Source organism: Massilia sp. CT11-137 (assembly GCF_047302885.1).
Lineage (GTDB): Bacteria > Pseudomonadota > Gammaproteobacteria > Burkholderiales > Burkholderiaceae_D > Telluria > Telluria orientalis.
In genome coordinates this window covers 514,843-536,373 of the sequence record NZ_JBKYMP010000001.1, presented here as the reverse complement: position 1 = coordinate 536,373, position 21,531 = coordinate 514,843, and the positions used below count along the sequence as shown (strand labels likewise).

At 58.5% G+C, this 21,531-nt stretch carries 18 protein-coding genes and 1 pseudogene; 5 read left to right on the top strand and 14 right to left on the bottom strand.

The window, feature by feature from the left end:
- The first annotated feature begins 109 nt into the window (after window positions 1–109).
- A complete protein-coding gene (locus ACEN98_RS02495; protein WP_413381156.1) occupies window positions 110–784 on the top strand; it encodes a hypothetical protein in 675 nt (224 codons plus the stop codon).
- 52 nt (window positions 785–836) lie between these two features.
- Here the strand turns inward: ACEN98_RS02495 and ACEN98_RS02490 are convergent, their stop codons facing one another.
- A complete protein-coding gene (locus tag ACEN98_RS02490; RefSeq protein ID WP_413381154.1) occupies window positions 837–1,136 on the bottom strand; it encodes a hypothetical protein in 300 nt (99 codons plus the stop codon).
- Window positions 1,137–1,686: 550 nt separating this feature from the next.
- On the opposite strand from ACEN98_RS02490, the gene ACEN98_RS02485 reads away from it, so the two are divergent.
- Together ACEN98_RS02485 and ACEN98_RS02480 are read left to right on the top strand one after the other, a co-directional pair.
- On the top strand, window positions 1,687–2,304 hold the full coding sequence (locus ACEN98_RS02485; protein ID WP_413381152.1) for a hypothetical protein: 618 nt from the start codon (window positions 1,687–1,689) through the stop codon (window positions 2,302–2,304).
- Between the two features lie 103 nt (window positions 2,305–2,407).
- Window positions 2,408–3,073 carry a hypothetical protein gene (locus ACEN98_RS02480; RefSeq protein WP_413381150.1) on the top strand — a complete coding sequence of 222 codons (666 nt, stop codon included), beginning with the start codon at window positions 2,408–2,410 and terminating at the stop codon, window positions 3,071–3,073.
- 1,960 nt (window positions 3,074–5,033) lie between these two features.
- On the opposite strand, the gene ACEN98_RS02475 is transcribed toward ACEN98_RS02480, so the two are convergent.
- From ACEN98_RS02475 to ACEN98_RS02440, 8 genes and pseudogenes are all read right to left on the bottom strand, one after another.
- The gene (locus tag ACEN98_RS02475) at window positions 5,034–5,642 is read right to left on the bottom strand and encodes a TMEM175 family protein (protein WP_413381148.1); all 609 of its coding nucleotides are present in this window, start codon (window positions 5,640–5,642) and stop codon (window positions 5,034–5,036) included.
- A gap of 9 nt (window positions 5,643–5,651) precedes the next feature.
- Window positions 5,652–6,800, bottom strand: a complete 1,149-nt coding sequence (locus ACEN98_RS02470) for a hypothetical protein (RefSeq protein ID WP_413381146.1) — start codon at window positions 6,798–6,800, stop codon at window positions 5,652–5,654.
- 191 nt (window positions 6,801–6,991) lie between these two features.
- A pseudogene (locus ACEN98_RS02465) lies at window positions 6,992–7,165 on the bottom strand (TMEM175 family protein); the annotation flags it as partial.
- Window positions 7,166–7,182: 17 nt separating this feature from the next.
- Window positions 7,183–7,614 (bottom strand): hypothetical protein, encoded by a 432-nt coding sequence (locus ACEN98_RS02460; protein WP_413381144.1) that lies wholly within the window; start codon window positions 7,612–7,614, stop codon window positions 7,183–7,185.
- Between the two features lie 379 nt (window positions 7,615–7,993).
- Window positions 7,994–8,290, bottom strand: coding sequence for a DUF3144 domain-containing protein (locus ACEN98_RS02455; protein ID WP_413381142.1), 297 nt, complete (start codon window positions 8,288–8,290; stop codon window positions 7,994–7,996).
- Between the two features lie 41 nt (window positions 8,291–8,331).
- The gene (locus tag ACEN98_RS02450; protein ID WP_413381140.1) at window positions 8,332–9,501 is read right to left on the bottom strand and encodes a GNAT family N-acetyltransferase; all 1,170 of its coding nucleotides are present in this window, start codon (window positions 9,499–9,501) and stop codon (window positions 8,332–8,334) included.
- A gap of 86 nt (window positions 9,502–9,587) precedes the next feature.
- On the bottom strand, window positions 9,588–9,791 hold the full coding sequence (locus ACEN98_RS02445) for a SlyX family protein (RefSeq protein WP_413336820.1): 204 nt from the start codon (window positions 9,789–9,791) through the stop codon (window positions 9,588–9,590).
- 85 nt (window positions 9,792–9,876) lie between these two features.
- Window positions 9,877–11,895 carry a DUF4214 domain-containing protein gene (locus tag ACEN98_RS02440; protein WP_413385941.1) on the bottom strand — a complete coding sequence of 673 codons (2,019 nt, stop codon included), beginning with the start codon at window positions 11,893–11,895 and terminating at the stop codon, window positions 9,877–9,879.
- Between ACEN98_RS02440 and ACEN98_RS02435 the strand changes: the two genes are divergently transcribed.
- On the top strand, window positions 11,785–12,135 hold the full coding sequence (locus ACEN98_RS02435) for a hypothetical protein (RefSeq protein WP_413386005.1): 351 nt from the start codon (window positions 11,785–11,787) through the stop codon (window positions 12,133–12,135). The genes ACEN98_RS02440 and ACEN98_RS02435 overlap by 111 nt on opposite strands.
- A gap of 69 nt (window positions 12,136–12,204) precedes the next feature.
- On the opposite strand, the gene ACEN98_RS02430 is transcribed toward ACEN98_RS02435, so the two are convergent.
- Window positions 12,205–14,265 carry a UvrD-helicase domain-containing protein gene (locus ACEN98_RS02430; protein ID WP_413336819.1) on the bottom strand — a complete coding sequence of 687 codons (2,061 nt, stop codon included), beginning with the start codon at window positions 14,263–14,265 and terminating at the stop codon, window positions 12,205–12,207.
- A 180-nt stretch (window positions 14,266–14,445) separates the two neighbouring features.
- On the opposite strand from ACEN98_RS02430, the gene ACEN98_RS02425 reads away from it, so the two are divergent.
- Window positions 14,446–14,931: an SRPBCC family protein gene (locus ACEN98_RS02425; RefSeq protein WP_413381138.1), complete on the top strand. Its 486-nt coding sequence runs from the start codon at window positions 14,446–14,448 to the stop codon at window positions 14,929–14,931.
- 127 nt (window positions 14,932–15,058) lie between these two features.
- On the opposite strand, the gene ACEN98_RS02420 is transcribed toward ACEN98_RS02425, so the two are convergent.
- The 4 genes from ACEN98_RS02420 to hemE form a co-directional block, all read right to left on the bottom strand.
- The gene (locus tag ACEN98_RS02420) at window positions 15,059–16,495 is read right to left on the bottom strand and encodes a dihydrolipoyl dehydrogenase (protein ID WP_413381136.1); all 1,437 of its coding nucleotides are present in this window, start codon (window positions 16,493–16,495) and stop codon (window positions 15,059–15,061) included.
- Window positions 16,496–16,706: 211 nt separating this feature from the next.
- A complete protein-coding gene (locus ACEN98_RS02415; RefSeq protein ID WP_413381134.1) occupies window positions 16,707–17,444 on the bottom strand; it encodes a PEP-CTERM sorting domain-containing protein in 738 nt (245 codons plus the stop codon).
- Window positions 17,445–17,756: 312 nt separating this feature from the next.
- The gene (locus ACEN98_RS02410; protein ID WP_413381132.1) at window positions 17,757–19,763 is read right to left on the bottom strand and encodes a primosomal protein N'; all 2,007 of its coding nucleotides are present in this window, start codon (window positions 19,761–19,763) and stop codon (window positions 17,757–17,759) included.
- 677 nt (window positions 19,764–20,440) lie between these two features.
- Complete coding sequence (hemE, locus tag ACEN98_RS02405; protein WP_413381130.1) at window positions 20,441–21,520, bottom strand: uroporphyrinogen decarboxylase; 1,080 nt, start codon at window positions 21,518–21,520, stop codon at window positions 20,441–20,443.
- Window positions 21,521–21,531 lie beyond the last annotated feature (11 nt).

Sequence of the window (21,531 nt, the reverse complement as noted above, 5' to 3'; positions counted from 1 at the left end):
GCGATCCCTAGGGCATGGCAGGGGCTAAATTGTTGAGTTTCTGACCGTTTGGGCGTTGACCACCCTATTTGACTGTTGCACTCCACTCGCACCCTGCAATAATGCTCAAATGAAAATACTGCTCATTACCTTGATGGTTGCTGCTTCGGCTCACGCTGGGGAGAAGCCGGAATTCAAATACGATCTGAACAGCCCTGAAGCGCTGGCGGCGAAAGCAAAGTACGCGAGCTATGAACGGGATGGGCAAGCCTTGCAAACCCGCGAGCTTTACAAGGAACTGGAACGCCTCGACGCTGCGAAGAAGTCACGTATTGCCCTTGCAAAACCCGAGGAAATCTTCGCCGCCGCCTTTGTCATGAACGATGACGACATGCGCGCAATCTCGTACGCAACTGTGCTACAGAAGCGAAGCGAGAGCGGCGATTCGTACGCCTCATTCTTTTATGCTGTACGTGAATGGGACTTCTGCCAGAGAATGCAACAACAGACAGGTGATGTTTGGGCAAAGCAAGCGTCTGAGTGCTGGCGAAATGTTATGTCAACCTTCAAAAAAGCATCGGATGGTCAGATAGCCGATGCGACCTTTAATATCGCCCGTCTGTACCAGAATGGCTTTGGTGTTACGCCTTCCAAGCTGGTTGCTGCTGAGTGGTATGTGAAGTCGGCAAACCAGTACACCAAACAGAATGATCGGGACGAAGCGTTAACCGCTGTTGAGTCGGCACTGAACCTAGTGCCCGACCACCCCGCAGCCCTCAGACTTCGCAAGGCGATGTTGAAATAGTGGTCGGTCCGCCGTTCGCTCATGGCAGGCTTGGTTGGATGAGCCGGGGCGGCTACTCAGCGTCTAGCATGACCAGCCATGACTGCCGGTAGCAGACGAGCTTGCCTTGTTCGTTCGGAATTCGTTCGTCGCCTGTCAGCGTCATGCGGCTTTCGTTGAGCCATACCAGTGTCACGTCGTGGAGTTGGCATTTGGGGCCGTAGTCCCCTACCAGACGGGCTATCTTCGTCGGCCTGTGGCGTCCTTGGTTCGTTTCGTCGGCTATGGTGAGGCGTCCACGCTGGACAGGCGTGTACCTGTCGCTCAGGAGGCGTTTCTCAATCTCTACGCCATTCTTGAACATCTTCACCATCCGGACTCTCACTTTTTCCTCACGGAAATACTGTATGCATGCACAGTATAGCAAGCTTGTCGTTCGCCCATAAACGCCGCACTGAGCTGCTTTTATTCAACAAGAACGACGAGATCGTCTCGCACTGCGCGGACATCGAGATGTGCCAGATCAAGGGTGAAATTGGTCAGATGTTACCGGGACGATTTCCTCTATGAGAACGGGTTCCGAGCAGGCGCCTAAGTGACTACATCGTGATGCTTCGTGCCCCCTGTCATAAAGAGCAAACGGGCCAGAATGAAGACCAATCTTCGTTTCACGCACCGCAAACGCTGCAATAATTCTGCCCACAGTTAGCGCTTCGCTACCTACAGCATGGAGACCAGGAATGGGCAAATTCGATATATCGGCGTGTTTAACGGCTCTGGCAGCGTTGCCTGAAGCATTCGAAAAATACCCGCATGGTGCGATGTGGATAGGCGGGTTAGCTGCACTCGGAATGGTTTGCTACACCATCGTTAGTGTTCACAACAAACGCAGCTAGGTGAGGCGTACCGAATAAGGGGAAGCAATGGGAAAGAAGCGTGAACCATTTGACGGATCGAAGTACAGCCCGTGGAGCGTCCTAGACGCTGCAAACGCTTACTACGAGCTGTCCGCAGTTTTTACGTCAAAGATGCAGAGGCAGGGAATCCAGAATCCCGACATGTACGAATCCGTTGCATCGGCGACCAATCGAATTCTCGCTCTAGAGCTTTACATGAAGGCGTTCATGGTCGGGGCTTGTATGCCTGTGCCAATGGAGCACAACCTTGTAACCCTCTTCAACGCATTGCCTGAACGGCTCCGTGAACACTGCATTCGCCTCTATGACGAGGGAGACAGAGCAAATCCCGGGCAGATGCGCATACGCATTGAATCGGCGTTCCAACTGACGGAAGTACACGGGGAGCTAGAACCTTCACATGTTCGTGTGGAGTTCGATCCAGAGCTTGACACGCTGCTAGAGCGGAACAAGCACGGCTTCGTTGATTCTCGCTACCTCTTTCAAAGCGCTCGATACGATCAGGTCGGACTCTACGATTACGAATACCCGCGTTTGGCGCTGATCTGCTCTATCCTGTGTGAGGTGCTGGAGCGGGACTTGCAGAATCGTCCCCTGACGTACAAGCGCTCGTTCACCTTCTAACCCAGCTCACCGTGTTTTTTCGAACTTCATCACAGGTTGCAACTGATGTTTCCGTTGGTCTAGTGGTGCGACAATTCGCACATCAAGACTTTATGGATGCATCATGCGGAAACTCTGGGCAATGATTCGTCGCGGCTGGTGGGGAGCCGCTTTGGTACTCGTGCTGGAAGCACCGATACTCGTCTACAGGCATGTATTTGGCGGCGAGCTAAGTACCAACCATACGCGCTGGAGCGAGATGGGGTCGGCCATGTCAGGCATCTATGGCCCGATCCTAACTGCCTTGACGCTCTTCGTGCTTATCAGGCAAGTTTTGCTTCAGCAAGCGACGAACAAGCACATGTACGATCAGGCATATTTGCAGACTGCCCGAACTGACAGCGATTTTTACCTTGAGCAGCTTGTGCACGTGTTGGATGAGCACTACGAACCCGGCACAGCGACACGCAGCGTGCTTGATCATTGGTTTGCCCGTGCAACGGTGGAAGACCTCGCCAACGGGCGGTTACTACAAACTGCGCAGACGCTCAACGATAGGTTTCCCCGCTTACAAGCGATCTGGGGCGCGCTGTATCCAATCTACTCGGGCTTAAGCGTCAACGATGAAACCTCCTATAAATTGCAACTCATCTCCTGCAAACAGAAGGCTATCGTGATGTTGTCCTACCCTACATGTGCAGCTTTGGACAATTACCTTCATTGTCTGACGCAAGGGCGCATTCGTTATGCGTACCAGTTCAGCCCCGCATTGTCGCCGCCTTCGAGTTAATTGGTGGACACCAAACAACTCTGCTTCCCGGCCCATCGATGGGACTCTTGAGCAAGCGGGGCCGTACGCCCCTCTTGTCCTGGAGCGCGAACAAACAAACGTCGTGCTGAACTGTGCCATTGGCACAGACATAAATTCCGGCCTTCGGCCTTGATCAGCGAAGAATATCCTCCTGCCATCCGCTTTCTATTCTTTGGCCCGCTTCCACGGGCCTTTTTTCTGTGCCCATGGCACGAACCCTATACTGTGCATGACCACGACGTGCCATGGGCACAGGGCCTGCGCGAGGATAGATAGCAATACTTGAATGGTGCCATAGGCACAGAATACGGGCCCGTGGAAGCGGGCCAATGGAAAGTAGAAAAGCTGCTTTCGCATGGTCGCCATAGGCCGGATTGACGCTCTGTGCCTATGGCACTTTATTATGTTAGTGCCTATGACACTTACCGCGATTGATCGAACACTGGCCTCCGCTAACGCACGGCCTTTTATATGTGTCGTTTAATCAGCCATCACTAACCGCATACTGCGATGGTGATGAACACGAATGTCCTGACCTTCGTGCGGTTTTGAAGTTAGGCTAGAACTCTCGGGTCACTGGGTGTCAACTTTGGAGGGCACTAGCCTCGCTAACGCACGGCTTTTATATGTGTCGTTTAATCGGCAGCGAAGAGGTCATCTTCCAAATCGGCCCAATTGTCGTCGCTGGTCGCTTCGAAGTTCCTTGTCGCCGAGGTGCTTGTCGGGTCATCCTGTTCGGCTGCCGCGAGGCTCCAAGCTTGCTCAACCTCAGCCGAAGGTCTACATATCGCGCAGCCCTGATCGCTGCACGGCACGATACTGTGCACTGTCGAGTACGGATCTGCTGCGTCTACCTGACCGGGAGCAGGCCATTCATTTTTCGCTGCTCGCGCAGCTCGCTCGATGATTCGTATACATTGAGCCAGACGCTGTGCATGACGCTCACAGCATGGCCGCAGCGACAGGGCCATGTACTCTAGGACTGTCTCCGTTGAAATAACGTCGAGACGCCGAAGGAGAACGAGTGCAGTCTTTACACCTAACGGCTTCGCATTGTCGCCGTAATCCAAGCTGACAGCTCCGGTAACAATATGACCAAGTTTGGGAAGCTTCGCCAACGCGTGTCCCGGAGAACTGTAGTCCTGCAAGTAGGGCTTGAGCGTGTTGGTTTGAATGATAGGTGGGCGCCCCCTGCGCTTAGCCCTGGTTGGTCGCTCGGGAGATGCCTTCTTACTAGATCGTCGCTTTGCCGATGGTGCTGCGGGTGCTGGTGGTACTGGCGTTGGGGGAACGTATGCGCTGTACTGCGGAGCTTCATAGAAGTCCGACGAGAGGAACGGCGAATACTCACCGTGTTGGAGGAGCAAGGGAGTGGGGGTCATATTTATCCTTTACAAAAGTGCCGTGAACGGCGTCGGTTTTCTTGTGCATAGCAAGTTCCGTAGGGGTAAAAAAAAGCGAACTGTCCATTGTTGGGAAGCAGTCCGCAGTTGATACGAGGGGCAGCAACATTTAGATGCCGCTGTCACTCGGAGACGGCATTCTCGCACAGGTTTCCTGCTGCGTCAAAAAAAATCTTGACACCATCATGAATTTGTGCTTATAAATCGCAGAGGGTGGTTTAGGTTTTGTACAGTTCTTCAAAGGATATGATCGAGCATGAGCACCGGCAGGAGGGGAACACGGAAGAAAATTTCTGATTTGCTGGAGGGCGTAAAAAGGTAGTTTTGCTTAACCCAACCGCTTTTCTCTGTCATTTGGAACAGAGAAATGCAATATTTGACCCTCGAAATAGTGACAGCGACCTATAGCACTACTCGCCTGTACCTGTGGCCAGTCCGTCAAGTAGTTCACATATCGCGCTTGCGTCAATACATTAAATTCAGAAAGCACGTAGCGTAAAAATTTCTGTCTGCTTGCCCCCACTCTGCCGTTAGTTTCAAGGTCGACCGGGCGTCTGCTCATCCTCTTCTTGCTCGATTATTTTCTTCTCGATGCGCCGGTCCGGAATCAGCCACATGATGGCGACGGCCGCATAGACGAGGAACCCGAGCCAGGCACCGAACCACGACAAGGCCACGCCGCAGAGATACAAGACGCACGACAGCTTGCCCTTGCGATCGCTGCCGATTGCCTCGGCCAGCTTGGCGTTCTTCGGGTGATTGGCAATCAGTTCCCGCACCAGCAGCAGGTAGGCCACCGAACACATGAACAGGACAAATCCATAGGCCGCAGTCGGCCCCGTCTCGAAATGGTTCTCGCCCATCCACGCGGTGACGAACGGGATCAGCGACAACCAGAACAACAAGTGGAGATTGGCCCACAGAACACCTCCACTGACTTCTTGCACTGCATGGATTAAATGATGATGGTTATTCCAATAAATCCCGACGTAAATGAAACTGAGCACGTAGCTCATGAACACCGGCCACAACGGCAACAAGGCCTGGAAATCGGGGCTATGCGGGACTTTGAGTTCCAGCACCATGATGGTGATGATGATGGCAATAACGCCGTCGCTGAAGGCTTCTAGCCGGTTTTTCCCCATCAAATTTCCTTAACCATTCGAAGGAAGACGAGTAACCAACGCCATTTCACAAGCCATCCCATCCATAATTAGTTCAAATGCAAATAATTTCCAAAATTGAGAAAGCATAACAACACACCTATACAAATACTCGGTATAGCTGATGGTTTCTAGTGCACCTGTACCACCTGAACGAAATTCGATTGTTTTGTTATCGTCCCGCAAGAAAAACCAATTATGATAGGAAGCATTTCTTAGTTTACTATCGAATTCGCTTGAGGCATCCGAAAATACTTCGTTCGATGAAAAGCTTATACGTCTTTTGGCCTTATCAGTAGCAAGATAGTCTCTCAATGTTATTTTCTTCAACTCATCAAACGGCCTACCTTCTTTGATATTGTTTAAGCATGTATATATGCAAATCGCGCCAGCATAAAACTCATAAACCTTTGCATAAAACGATTTTATGCTTACAAAATTTGTAGAGGTTGCTCTTGCGGAGGGAGGCAGTGGCATACCCGTCCTGACGTATGGAAATACTTGAGAGTATGCCTTGTAGTTATCAAAATAATCGGAAATTATGTCGAACTGACTGCGCCGATGATTAGGTCGCAATTCCATTTGATAAAAATTAAGAAACCGGAGAAATTCTGGCTGGTTTCCCAATGCGATTTCCCTCAACTCGTCAATTAATGGTTTGTCAAGCTTGAAAGTTGAGTTTAAAAAGGCCCACAAGTTATCTCGAAGGCCTGCCGCCTCAATATTAAACTCTTTTGCAAAGGCAATATTAAGAGGTGTGGAAATTTTATATTGTTTAGAATTCTCTAAACGCCATATTTTTTGCAACTTCCCCCAAGCTTCCGGAATACTTTTCGTTTCTCCGTCAACGGGACTAAGCATGTTTTTAATTTGACCGGAAGCCGCAACCGAATTAAAAAAATCAAAAGATCCAAAATAAAATGGATCATTGATTTTATTTTCGTCTGCCACAAAGTCCGAGCTTAGATATACGGGAGTCGGATTTTCCCCTGCGCCTGGAGTACAGTTCGACAGCAAATGCACCGAAGTAGTAACATTTTCGTTATCGACGTCCATTGCGAGACGAATAGGTTCTTTACAATTAACGCACAGGAAAGAATGTTCCTGACGTCCTCCATGTCCTACCTGAATACGCGCCATGTGCGAATGTTGACAGGTATCACAAATAATATATTCGCGAACTATCATGTTGATTTAATGGTTAGGGAAATTACAATCTTATACCGAACCAAGTTGCAAAAGGGCAATGCAAGGAAATTTATGTCTCCTGTGCACTGGAGTTGCTATTTTGCAACGCTCGTCCGTGCGGGGTAACTCCAATATTGGAGCTTGTTCCAGTAGATGCCGACGTAGATGAAACTGAGCACGTAGCTCATGAAGACGGGCCACAGCGGCAGCAGCACGTCGAACGTGGCGCCGTGCGGGACTTTGAGTTCCAGCACCATGATGGTGATGATGATGGCGATGACGCCGTCGCTGAAGGCTTCCAGCCGGTTTTTGCCCATCTCTTTTCTCGTGAACGTTATACGTAAGAATGGCGGAGATCGATCTGCTCCGCTTTTGCGTCTGCAACCGAAATAAATGAAGCGGACTCAAGGATGAACCGGCGAAAGTCCGGTGTTGCATCCTCCCAGCAGTTACTCGTTCCGAGCGCATCCAGCTCAGCGCCTGGCTGGTACTTGTATGTAAGACTCAGCTGGCTGATCGCGCCGTCATCCTCGAGCTCTGCTTCGATGAATTGACGCGTGATGTCAAGTTCGAAGTATTTTCCGTTTCCCCAGTCGTAGGTTCCCCACTGGTACAGCAAGATATCATCGGAACATGCAACGCATCCGGCCTGGGCACGAAACTCAAGCATTGCTTCGATGCCTACTCGGGGCGTTGACGCATTCAAATCAATGCCTTTTGATGCAGCGAAGTCCCGGAATGCTTGTACCGATTCGGCAGGTTTCATACGAAGTCCTTGTGGTAATTGTTGTGGCACTAACAAAAATAAAGAGGGATGTTTCTCTCCTCACACCACGCTCGCAATTGCTGGTGCAACGTGTCCCAAAGTTCCGATGCCCATGGTGGCGCAACTTCATGCCAACACGCCTTGATTGGCAGGTACACGGACATGACGCCCATCGGCATGTCCAACGTGAATGAACCAAGGGCGCAAGAGCAAAGCAGTTCCTCTTTCCACTGCGGCCTGAATTCGAATTGCACCATCGATACCTCTTCAGTTCACAATGACATCATGATAGCCGCCACCACGGGCGTACCGCTTGAACGCCATTTCCCTGCGCAAGAAAATGGCCGCACGCGGCGGCCATGTGTAGAGCGCAAGGCGCTTACTTGTCCGCCCGCTTCATGTAGGTGTCGAAGTTCTCGATGAAATCGTCGAGATTCGCTTCCATCATCTTGCGGAACTGGTCGGTGAAATACTCCAGCGCCCGCGCCTTTTCCGAAGTCATGGTCTCCGCGTTGCCGGTTGTTGCCGCGACGATGAAGGCGTTGAAGCGCGCCGAGGCGTACAGCGTCGATGCGCTGACTTCGCTCGGATGGGTCGACGCGCACTGGTCGTTCGCCAGGTTGATGAGGGCGTTGGCGCGGTCGAAGAATTCCGGGCTGGGGGCGTTGTCACTCATGAGTCATCGTGGATTGAGGTGGAGGTGCGCCACTATAACAGTCATTTCCGGAACCGCTTCACCTGGCGGATCAGCGCGCCGTTCAGCGCATCGTACCGGCCGTGGACGTTCAGCAGCCAGGCCGTCCGGCTGCGCGCGCGGTGCAGCAGGACCAGGCCGCGCGTCTCCAGCACGTGCGTGGAGCGGAATTCCGCGTGCGGCGTGCCGTAGCCGAAGTCGATATGGTCGAACGTGCAATGGGCCAGCACGTCCTGCACGGCCAGGTGGATCGCGCTGGTGCCGACCGACAGATGCATATAGTCCTGCCGGCACAGGATCTTGTAGACATGCCAGACGGACGCCGAGCGCATGCCGTACACGACGGCGACATCGTTCTCGCCGCAACGGATCACGTAGGACAGCAGCAGGCCATGGCGCGCCAGGCTCTGCAGGCGCGCCTGCTCCCCGGCGCGCCCGGCGGCGCGGGAGGCGTCGGTGGCGACCATGGCGTCCAGCATGGCCCCGACCTGGCCGGGCTGGTCGATGCGCAGCACGTGCAGCGGGCCGGCCGCTTCCGTCAGCAGGCGGACCTGGCGCGACAGGTTGTAGCGCTTCTTGGCGCTGAAATGCTTCAAATAGGCGTCGACGCCGTCCGGCAGCGGCTGCGTATGGCACGCGCGCCAGCCGTTCAGCACGTACGCCGCCACGCCCGCGATGCCTTTCCAGCCATCTTGCGGCACGGCCTGCAGGTACAGCACGTGGCATTGCGCAAAGCGGACGAGCAGCTGCCGCGCGATGAATTCGGCGAGGCCCGGTTCCGCCGGGTCCAGCAACGGAACGCTGCCGAGGATTTGGCAGGCGCGCAATGTCCGCCCGAACAGCGGCACGGGGCCGGCATGGAACGCGATCCGGCACGGCAGGATGCGCACGGGAATGAAGCCGACGATCGCGTAATCGACACTGCGGCGGACGAGGAACAATTCATGGTTCGCGTCCCGCCCTTGATCCATGTCGATCAGGTGGTTGAAGAATTGGGGCGACTGGTACAGCGTTTCCGGACCGGCCGCCGCAGCCAGCATCCGGTGCCACGCCGCGAGGATGTCCGGGCGGTCGTGATAGGCGGTCGCGACGTTCAGCTCGAACCTGTCCGGGCAACGCGCCGCGCGGGGACGCGCTTCCCAAGGCGCAGGCAGCGCGCGCGGACTCGTCCCGAGACTCCGTATGGCCATCATGTCAGCCCCCCGCCAAAAAAATCACAGATTAGGCAAGGACCGCGGGTGACATCTTGTAAAAATCGATATGGACTGCCGGTGATGCGTCAATAATGCGGCGGCCGGTCGTTGATCGGGCCCTGCCCCGCGTCACGCAGCGCGCGCACGTGGTCGGCCAGCTTGGCCACCATGGCTTCCAGCTGGTCGATGCGGCGGCCCTGCTCGTAGATCGTGCGGTTGAGGGTATCGACGAGGTTTTCCTGGTCGGCCAGCTTGATTTCGATGTCGATGAAACGGTTCTCGTCGCTCACGTGGATGTCCGGTGAAGTAAAAGCTGCATGATACGTGGGCGAAAAAAAGGCCGCCAGTCGCGGCGGCCTTCTGCGTGCATCGGCGTCAGGCGCCGAAAGGCGTATAGGTAAAGCCGTTCTCGATCGAGCCGATCACCTGCAACTGGTTTTCCGGGCTTTCGCTGAAGAAGGCGAGCAGGTGTTCGCGCGTGGCGATCTTGGTGTCCAGCGCATTCAGCCAGAATGCGTAACCTTCGCCGTCCGGCCCGCGGTGCAGGACGTGGGCATACAGGTTCGTCAGGAAGTCCGCGTTGGACGGGGTCTTGCCGTACATCCTGTCCCACTCGGGCTGGTTGGTCATGAACTCCTTCGCCATGTCTTCCAGTTGCAGGCCATGGTCGACCCGATCGATCCAGTAATTGATCTGGGGATCGGGTTCACGGTCGAACGCGGCCTTGTACAGCCGGTAGACCTGGCCCGCGGGACCATCGATGTCCAGCGCGACATTGACATCGTTGAATTGCAGACGCTCGACGTTGATGAGCGAATCGTGTCCTCCGCTGCCCAGCTTGTCCGTGACGCCGTAGCCCCAGGTTTCCTTGACCACCTTGTAGTCAGCAAACTTGCCCGCAATAACCGCCGTGTCGCGCCCCGCGCCGCCGTCGATCGCATGACCGCCGTTCGCGGTCGTCACCTTGATCACGTCGTCCTTGGCCGTACCGCCCTGGAAGGCGCTGTTCGCCACCGTGAACGTTGCGCTGTTGAAGCTGGCGGTGGCGTTGCCCGCCTTGTCGGACGAGACGACGTTGACCTGGTAGCCGGCATTGGGCAGCGGCGACGTGGTCACCGACCACGAGCCGTCCAGGCGGACGGTGGTGGTGGCGATGTCGATGTAGTCGTCGACGGTCGCCCCCGCGCGCACGACCTGGATCAGCGTGCCGGCTTCGCCGGTGCCGCTGAATGTGGCGATGTTGTCGCCCGACGCGTACTGCATGCTGAAGGTCGGGATGACGGGCGGAGTCGCGTCGACGTTGAACGTCGCCGTGCCGCTGTGCGTCGAGGTATTGCCGGCCGCATCGGTGGCGGTCGCGTAGATCGTGTAGCCGAGCCCGTCGGCGAACGGGCTCAGGTTCGTGCTCCACACGCCTTTCGCATCGGCCTGGGCGGTTCCGACCTGCACGTTGTTGGCCGTGTAGATCTTGACCACGGCATTGGCTTCCGCGGTGCCGCTCACGTACGGCTGGCTGCCCTGCGCATAACCGGCGCCGTTGCGGGTGACCGCCATCACGGGCGCGCCGGGCGGCGTCGTGTCGCTGCTGAGGACCGTGCTGGCACTGACGGCCTTGCTGCTGCCGAACTGGATCAGTTCGATCGAATGCAATGTCGTGGTACCGGTCTTGTCGACGGCCCGCAAGTCGCCGTCGGCAAGCTTCGTGAACGTGTAATCGATGCGCGCGCCGCTGAATACGGCGGTATCGTTTCCTGCTCCTCCGTCGATCATGTTGTTTCCTCCATTTCCTGCAAGCTTGTCATCGGCGCTCGTTCCGGTGAGGGTGTCCGTACCGCCGGTTCCCGTGATATAGCGCCCTCCGCCGGTCGAGTTCATGCCTTGCGCGCCACCGAGGCCATCGTCCCCGTACAGCCAGTGCAATGCGGCGAGGTCGTAGTCGCGGTATGTCGCGTACGGGCCGCCATTGGCGTCGTAGGACATCAAGGTATAGGCCGTGTTGTCCTGTGCGTCCGGCAGCACGGCCTTGTTGTCGCCTGTGTAGTCAGGCTCATAGAACGGGTGCTTGAAACCCAGCGCATGGCCCAGCTCGTGCAGCAGCGTCTCGTAGCCGTCGCCGCCTTTGCTCAGGTTCGCGTTCTGTGCGCCCCAGGTCGCGTCGTTGTCGAGGTAGACGTAGGCGTCCGCGTCGTAAGTCATCAGCTGGCCACTTTGATAGTTTGTGAAACTGCTGTGCCAGCTGCACAGGCCGGTCACGTTCGTGGCTATCAGGTTAGCGTATGACAGATGAATCTGCGCATCGCTACCTATGGGGGTCTCGACAAACTCGATGCCCGTGACTTGCTTGAGATAGTCAAAGGCGGCTCGAGCAGCCTGTTGCTGTGTAGCGGTGAATATCTGCTGGGCGCCAGTGAAATTCTTTTGCGTATCTTTTGGATCTTCGTTACCGGACGCGATGGAAAACGTGTAAGTCAGCTGATAGACGGGCTTTCCAAATTCATCCGTCAAATAGTTCCAGTCTGGACCGGTATCGAGCAGGGCATCGATGTGGTTCAACCCGGACACGGGCGTGGTCGTGATGTCAGATACGGTAGCCATGAAATTAACGATGCTTGCTGCTTGAAAATTGATTCATGAAAGTATTTCCCGCGCAACAGTTGAAGTCAAATAAGAATTTCAATCGTGCGCCCCCCCTGCGGGTGAACGTCACACTTTCGGCGTGGCCAGCAACGCCTTCAGGCTGGCAAGACGTTCCTTGGGCGTGAGCACTTCGTTTTCCTTCGGCGGCGCATCGCCCACGTCGAGTGCCATTTCCTTGATGAAGCGCGACGGCTCGCAATGCACGAGCTCGCCTGCCCGCTTGCGCTTCTTGCACCACGTGACGTGCAGGCTGCGCTGGGCGCGCGTGATGCCCACGTACATCAGGCGCCGTTCTTCCTGGATGCGGGCAGCGATCTTTTCGACGGGGTCGTCCGGATCGCCCTTGTGCGGCAGGATGCCCTCCTCGCAACCGACGAGGTAGACGTGCGGATACTCGAGGCCCTTGGAGGCGTGCAGGGTCGACATGCGGACGGCGTCCGGCTCCTCGTCCTGGCCCTCGAGCATGGACATCAGCGCCACCATCTGCGTCAGTTCCAGCAGGTTTTTCTCTTCACCGTCGCGGTCGCGTCCGCCGCGGCCCCTCTCCTTCAGCCAGTTCAGGAACTCGAGCACGTTCTGCCATTTACCCTGCGCGGCCCTGTCGTCGAAGTTTTCGTACAGGTAGTGCTCGTAATTCATCTCCTTCATCATGTCGTCGATGAGCTCGGCGGCATTGTCTCCGCTGCCCGACGGGCCGGGCCGCGTGGCGCGCGATTCCAGTTCGTCGATCCAGTGGCAGAACTCGCGCAGCGGGTACAGCTGGCGCTCCTGCAGCAGCGCTTCGATGCCGCCCTTGCGCGCCGCCTCGAACAGCGAGCAATTCCACTGGCGCGAGAATTCGCCCAGCTTTTCCAGCGTGGTCATGCCGACCCCGCGCTTGGGCGTGGTGATGGCGCGGATGAAGGCCGGGTCGTCGTCCTGGTTCGCGATCAGGCGCAGGTAGGCGATGATGTCCTTGATCTCGGCCTTGTCGAAGAAGCTCTGGCCGCCCGAGATCGTGTACGGGATGCGCTCCTTGCGCAGCGCCTGCTCGATCACGCGGGCCTGGTGGTTGCCGCGGTACAGGATCGCGAAGTCGGACCATTTATTCTTGCGCTGGAAATGGTCGGCCGAGATCATGATCGCGATCTGGTCCGCTTCCGTCTCGTCGTTCGGCATGCCGAGAACCTTGATGGGCTCGCCCAAGCCGTGCTCGGACCACAGCGACTTTTCGAACAGTTTCGGGTTGTTGCCGATGACGGCGTTGGCCGCCTGCAGGATGCGCGTCGTGGAGCGGTAGTTCTGCTCCAGCTTGATCACTTTCAGGTCGGGGAAGTCCGTCTGCAGCGTGCGCAGGTTTTCCACCGACGCGCCGCGCCACGCATAGATCGCCTGGTCGTCGTCGCCCACGGCCGTGAACATGGGCTTCTTGCCCAGGCCCGTCACCATCAGTTTGACCAGTTCGTATTGGCAGGTGTTGGTGTCCTGGTACTCGTCCATCAGCAGGTAGCGCAGGCGGCGCTGCCAGCGGTCGCGGATCGGCTCGTTATTGCGAAACAATTCCACCGGCAGGCGAATGAGGTCGTCGAAGTCGACGGCCTGGTAGGCCTGCAGGGTCGCGACATAGCTGCGGTAGATGCGGCCGGCCTGGGCCTCGTCCTCGTCGCGTGCGTCCCGGATCGCGTCCTCGGGGTCGACGAGGCCGTTCTTCCACAGCGAGATGGCGTTCTGGATGCGGCGGATTTCCTGCTTGTCGGTGGTCACGGCCAGGTCGGAGACGATGGTGTAGCAGTCGTCGCTGTCCATGATGGAAAACTTGTCCTTCAAACCAACGCCGGCCGCTTCCTGGCGCAGGATTTTCACGCCCAGCGAGTGGAACGTGGACACCGTCAGCTGCTTGGCCTGCTTGGGTTGCTTGAGCAGCTTGGCGATACGCTCCTGCATCTCGAGCGCGGCCTTGTTCGTGAAGGTGAGCGCCGCGATCGTGCGCGGGTCGTAGCCGCGGTGCTCGATCATGTAGGCGATCTTTTGCGTAATGACGCGCGTCTTGCCCGACCCGGCGCCCGCCAGCACCAGGCACGGACCGTCGAGATAGAGCACGGCTTCGCTTTGCGGACCGTTCAGGCCGAAGTTCGGGGTGTTGGACATTGGAAATATTGGAGAGGACAGCCCAGCATTGTAGCGAAGCTGGGACCTCATGCGTAACGTTCGTGTCGAATCGGCGACGCCGCTTGAGTAAACCGCAAGCCGCCTCCACATGTGCCTTTTGCATCAGTCCCGCCACGCATGCGCTAACATGACCGGGCAGCAGCCAACGAGGGATACGACATGAAATTTGAACACCTGATCGAGATTAACGACCCGCTGAATCCGCTGGCGGACACCATGACACGCGAACAACTGTGGCGCGGCCTCGTGCTGCGCGCCGAAGATCCGAAGATGTTCGTGCCGCATCTGGACGAATGCACGATCAGCGAGCGCGAAAGCGGCAGCTTCATGCGCCGCCTGCGCTACGGCGACCTCGTCATCGACGACAAGGTGGTCCTGCACCCGCTGCACGAAGTGCGCTACGAAGTGCCGGCGCAGGGAGATATTGCCCAGTCGCTGCTGACCATGACCATCGAGGCGCCGTCCGAAGGTGTGCTGTGGGTGCGTTTCCTGTACGACGACGGCAATGCGTCGGCGACCGACGAGACGGGCCGCATGTACGAGGATTTCAAGAAGTCGGCGTATCAGGAAGCCGACATCGATACGATCAAGATCGTGCGGCAACTGGCGTCCGAAGGGAAGCTGGACGCTTCGCTCTTGAATTGAATGAAACGGCACCGCACGCGCCCGATCGCGTAAATGCGTTCGCAGGGTGGGCATTTGAGGCCGGGGGCCTCAAATGATACGTGCCCACGCGTAATGTCCGCATCCGCGTGGGCGGAGGCCGCCCACCCTACGTGCCGGGTTCCACCTCGTCGGGATCGATATCGCTTTCTCCCTTCGCGAGATTGGCGGCGAGATCCCGCAACGCCGTGCGCACGCCCTCCTCGATCACGGGGTGGTAGAACGGCATCTCCAGCATCTGGTCCACCGTCAGGCGCGACTGCACGGCCCAGGCGAGCAGGTGGCCGATGTGTTCGCCGCGCGGCGCGATCATCTCGGCGCCGAGGAAGCGTCCCGTGCGGTATTCGCCGTACACGCGCAGCATGCCCTTGTTCTGCAACATGACGCGGCTGCGGCCCTGGTTCTCGAACGACACCTGCCCCACCGCGAACTTCGATTTGCCCGGCGCGCACAGCGCCTTGTAGCTGGCGCCCAAGGTGACGATGTTCGGTTCCGTGAACGCGGCCGTCAGCGGCGCGCGGCGCAGGCCGGGGCGGATGTCCGGGAAGCGGCCGGCATTGTCGCCCGCGATCTTGCCGTGGTCGGCCGCTTCCGGCAGCACGGGGCGCTCCTGGTTGGCGTCGCCCGCGATGAAAATGTGGCTGTTCCCGCACTGCATGGTGCGCGGGTCGAAGACCGGCACGCCGCTGGCGTCGAGCGCGATGCCGGCGTTTTCCAGGCCCAGGTCGTGCACGTTCGGCGTGCGGCCTGCCGCCTGCAACACGTATTGAAAGCGTTCCGTGATCGCCTCGTCGTGGCGGCCCGTCGTCAGCACGACGTCGTCGCCGTCCTGTTCCGCTTTCAGGATGCGCGACTGGAAATGGATGTCGAGTTCTTCGCACAGCACGCGCGACGCCGTCTTGAGCACGACCGGATCGGACAACTGCGCCACGCTGCCGCCGCGCGCATACACGCGCGTGCGCACGCCCAGCCGCGCGAGGGCCTGGCCGATTTCCAGGCCGATGACGCCCGTGCCGATCACGGCCACGGACCGCGGCAGGTCGTTCCAGTAAAACACGTCGTCGCTCGTGATCACGCCGGGGCCCACATTTTCCAGCGTCGGCAGGCGCGTGGGGCTGGACCCGGTGGCGATGACGATGCGGCGGGCGTCGATCTCCGTGTGGTCGTCGACCTGCAGCGTGTGCGGATCGACGAAGCGGGTATGGCCACGCACCTTGTCTTCATCCGGCATCGCGTCGACGCCGTCGACCACGAAGCCGACGAAGCGGTCGCGTTCGCGCCGCACGCGCTCCATCACGGCGACGCCGTCGATGCGGGTCGTCCCGGGATGGACGCCGAACTGGGGGGCCAGGTGCAGCATGTGGGCAGCCTCGGCGGCCGCGATCAGGAGTTTGCTGGGCATGCAGCCCACGCGCGCGCACGTGGTGCCGTACACGCCGCGTTCGATCAGCACCGTCCGCGCCCCCTGCGCCTTCGCGGCGCGGTAGGCGACCAGCCCCGCCGTGCCGGCGCCGATTACGGCCACGTCGACCATTATTTTTTGCATCTCCACTCCTTTGGTTCGCCCATGACGATACGCCATTTTCGGAGTTTCCGCTGATGGCTCGACAGCGCGAGGCCGGGGCATGCAGGGAGGAACAAAGGAAAAGCTGCAGATTACTATTCGGGCTCTTTCCCCCCGAATCACGGATTCTGGGGGGGGAAAGATCGTCTTCGATGGATTTCAGGCTTTTATGCGATTTTCACCGCTTTGAATATTACAAGACGCAAGCGGATTTACGACGGCGCGCGCAGCCCAGGCCGATCAAACCAGCACTCAGCAGGCCAAGCGTTGCCGGTTCGGGCACGGTGCCCGGCTCCACGAAGCCCGCCGCCATCGTGACCCAGCTGCCACTGTCCGTCACCTGCAGCGCAAAATAACCATGGGCAGACCAGAATGCGGGATCATATTCCTGATGCACGAAGCACCCTTCAGAATACGACGGCGCAAATCCGAAGGCGAGGCCGGATGCGGTGGAAACGCCGGGGTCGACGCAGGTGGGGCCGGGAACAGTTACGCCGGGGCTGCCGGAAAAGCCCAAAGTGGCATCCCAGAACGAATCACCTTGATAGTCACCCACGCCGAGGCTGCCACCGGCCGCGACAAAAGCAGCGAGTTTCGTGCTATCTGCAGGGGTCATGAACGGGCCGGCATCGCTGCAGCAGTTATACGGTGAATCGACGTACACACCGCTGTAATTGGCAAGGTTTGCCGTTGTCAGGAACCCGTACGATTGGAAGTCGATCAGGGCAGTACCTGCGGTGTAATTTACCGACGTGCGCCCCACGTTGTTCAAAAATAGAACCGGCTTCGAAGGGTCCGAGGCCGCAAGCTGGTTGATGACAGGATTGACGAAACTCGCGTCGCCGTGAAAGCCGATCGCATCGCTCCCGATCAGGAAAACAGCACCTGCTGAGGCATACTGAGCCGCGAACAGGGTCGCCAGCATCACCATGAATGATCCGAGCATTCTTTTGACTCGATACAGTGCACTAGACATATCATTCTCCATTCGGTTGGTAATCAAGACTCCCTTTACTGCGAATTGAGATTCAGCAATTACCATGCCAATTTTAAATTTTCAATGAAATCAAGTGCTTGCTGATTTGGATTTGGCGCTTCCTGATTTAGTGTAAATACTCTCGACAGATAGTGACGGGGTAATTGTAAAATCCAATTACAAGGCATTTCATTTTGCGCTCAGAGCGTGCCCTGGTAATAGAGCCACGCCGTCGTCTTTTCTTTTCCAGGGAAACCGGCACATGCCTCAAATATCAAGAGGATCGACTTCCAGCGACCACCGCACCCGCGACTTCATCGCCCGCAGCACGTCGACCCACTCGGTCAAAAACGCCTGCAGCGCCGGCCGCGAATTCGATTCGACGAGCAGCTGCGCGCGATCGACGTTGTGCACGCGGGTCATCGTCATCGGGATCGGCTCGTTGATGACGACCGTGTCCGACGGCACCGCGTCGCGCGCCGCCCCGAGGAATTCGATCGCCGTCGCCAGCTCGGGCGCCTCGGCACGCAGCAGCGCCTGGTACATGTAGGGCGGCAGCGCCGCCTGGTGACGCTCTTCCAGCAGGCTGCCGGCAAAGCGGTCATAGTCGTGCCGCATCACGGCGCCGTACAGCGGATGCTGGCAGTAGCGCGACTGGATCAGCACCTCGGATTCCAATCCGGCGCGACCGGCGCGGCCCGCGACCTGCATCAGCTGCGCGAACAGCCGCTCGCTGGCGCGGTAGTCCTGCGAGAACAGCGCCGTGTCGGGATTCAGCACGCCGACGAGCGTCAGCCTTTTGAAATCGTGGCCCTTCGCGACCATTTGCGTGCCGATCAGGATGTCGACGTCGCCCCGGTGCACCGTGTCGAACGCCTCCTGCGCGCTGCCCTTGCGGCGCGTGGAATCGGCGTCGATGCGCAGGATGCGCGCGTCCGGGAACAGCGCCTGCAGGCCTTCCTCGATGCGCTGCGTGCCGCGGCCCAGCGGCTGCAAATCGATGTTGCCGCAGGTCGGGCACGCGTGCGGAATGCGCAGTTCGAGCGAGCAGTGGTGGCAGCGGAGCCGCCGCTCCGGCCGGTGCAGGACCATGAACGCCGTGCAGCGCGTGCAGTTGCTGATCCAGCCGCACGCCTCGCAGCACAGCACGGGCGCATAGCCGCGCCGGTTCAGGAACAGCAGCGACTGTTCTCCCCGTTCCATGCGCAGGCGCAGCGCCTGCATCAGCGCCGACGTGAGGCCCTCCTTCGGCTTGTCGCGCTCCATGTCGATGAGTTTCACGCGCGGAAGTACGGCGTCGCGCACGGCGCGCTCGCGCAGTTCGAGCCTGCGGTAGCGGCCCGTCTGCGCGTGGTGCCAGCTTTCCAGCGACGGCGTCGCGGAGCCCAGCACGATGGGGATGCCCAGTTGGCGCGCGCGCCACACGGCCAGGTCGCGCGCCGAATAGCGCAGGCCTTCCTGCTGCTTGTACGACGGGTCGTGCTCCTCGTCGATCACGATCATCTTCAGATTCGGCAGCGACGCGAGGATCGCCAGCCGCGTCCCGAGCACGATGCGCGCGCGGCCCGTGTGCGCGGCCAGCCAGTGCAGCATGCGCTCGCCTTCCGAGAGACTGCTGTGCAGCGTGGCCAGCATCACGCCGGGGAAGCGCGCGCGGATGTTCGCTTCCAGCTGCGGCGTCAGGTTGATCTCGGGGACCAGGATCAGGATCTGCGCGTCTTCATCGCGCGCGAGTACCTGGGCGCACGCCTGCAGATAGACCTCGGTCTTGCCGCTGCCCGTGACCCCGTACAGCAGCAGCGGACTGAATCCTTGCGCGCCGCCGATCGCATCCGCCGCCTGCTGCTGGGCCGCGTTCAGGACGGGCATATCGGCCGGCGTGGGATCGTGGGCGTCTTCGACCTTGTTCAGTTTTTTCAGCGCCCGGTCCAGCGCCACCGTGGTCGACAGCCGCAGATTCTTCGGCAAGCCCGGCATCGCCACCTCGCCCAGCGGCCGGTGGTAGTACGCGGCGGCGAAGCGCGCCAGCGCGATCCACCGCTCCGGCAGCGGAGACAACTGGCTGCGTACGGCGAGCGCATCCTTCAGCTTGTCGGCCGGGACGTCCGTCTCGTGCTTGACCGCGACGATCAGCCCGACCGCCTCGCGCCGCCCGAAGTTCACGAGCGCCAGTTGCCCGACTTCCGGCTCGCTGCCGGGTTCGCATGCCCAGCGGTAGTCGAACAGGCTGTCGAGCGGCGTGTCGAGCGCGATTTGCAGGATGCAGTGGGACAATCCGGTACCTTGTCGAGAAGCTGTGGAAAACTGTGGAAAACTTTGTGGAAAATGGAAAAGTTGACCGTGGAGAAGGTTTACGCTAGATCAAAACGTTAGGAAATTCTCTACATAAAGTCAGAAATTTTCTCTATAAATTCAATGACTTACGATTTTCTACTTTGAGCAGGTGAAATATCCCATCGCTTGCGCGCTTCTGTGCATAACTGTGCCTTTCCGGTGAAAAACTTGAGCGCAGTGCAGCAAATTCTTGATACAACACTTGAAGAAAACTCGTAAACCACGGTAAACCAAGCACTTTTCCGGATTATTCACAGAACCTGTGCATAACTTTGTGAACAATAGGCTGACAGCTTCGGTGGATAACTGGTCACTCCTCTGGGAGCACCTCGCCAGGCCGCCCTTGACCCAGCATTAAATCCAATAAAATCAATCACTTACCATATTGGGACGGGCACTGTACATTTCTACAGTCCACGCTGATCGAATCCGATTTTTTGTGAATAAGTGTGATTGCCTGCTCACCGTGCTGCAGGCACGTCGCAAAACCTGCTGCGCGTTGCACTGGCGTCCTGCGATGCTCCGCGACGGCGGACCGGCTGTACTTTCGTACAGCTGCGCGTCTGGAACACCATTGCTGCCGCTCGCGACGGTTTTTCGAGGTGCCTGAAGATACATCAGGCGCGCTGGCGGCGGCTGAAGTCGTGGACCGCGTCGACCATCGCCGTCACGGATTCCGGCGGGGTGAATTGCGAGATGCCGTGGCCCAGGTTGAACACGTGGCCGTGGCCTGCGGACGGCGTACCGTAGCTGGCCAACGCCTTTTCCACTTCGGTGCGGATCTGGTCCGGGCCGGCGAACAGGATGGCCGAATCGAGATTGCCCTGCAGGGCGACGCGGTCGCCCACCTGCGCGCGGGCGCGGCCCAGGTTGACGGTCCAGTCCAGGCCCAGCGCGTCGGCGCCGATATCGGCCATGGCGTCCAGCCACAGGCCGCCGCCCTTCGTGAACACGATGGCCGGGATGCGCACGCCATCTTTTTCACGCTGCAGCTTCGCGACGACCTTCTCCATGTACGCGAGCGAGAACTGTTGATAAGCGCCGTCGGCCAGCGCGCCGCCCCACGAGTCGAAGATCATGACGGCCTGCGCGCCCGCGTCGATCTGGGCGTTCAGGTATTGCGCGACGGCTTCCGCGTTGATCTCCAGGATGCGGTGCATCAGGTCCGGACGCGAATACAGCATCTTCTTGATCGTGTGGAATTCGCGCGAGCCGCCGCCTTCCACCATATAGCAGGCCAGGGTCCACGGGCTGCCGGAAAAGCCGATCAGCGGCACGCGGCCGTTCAGCGCCGTGCGGATCGACGTCACGGCATCGAACACGTACTGCAACGAGGCCATGTCGGGCACGCGCAGGGCGGCGACATCGCTTTCCGTGCGCACGGTGCGCTCGAATTTCGGGCCTTCGCCATCCTCGAAATACAGGCCCAGGCCCATTGCGTCCGGCACGGTCAGGATGTCGGAGAACAGGATCGACGCGTCCAGCGGATAGCGGTCGATCGGCTGCAGCGTGACTTCGGTCGCGAAGTCCGGATTCTTGGCCAGGCCCAGGAACGAACCGGCCTTCGCGCGCGTGGCGCGGTATTCCGGCAGGTAGCGCCCCGCCTGGCGCATCAGCCACACCGGCGTGTAGTCCGTCGGCTGGCGCAGCAGCGCACGCAGGAAGGTGTCGTTCTGGAGCGGGGCAAATTGTGGCATGGCTGACAATC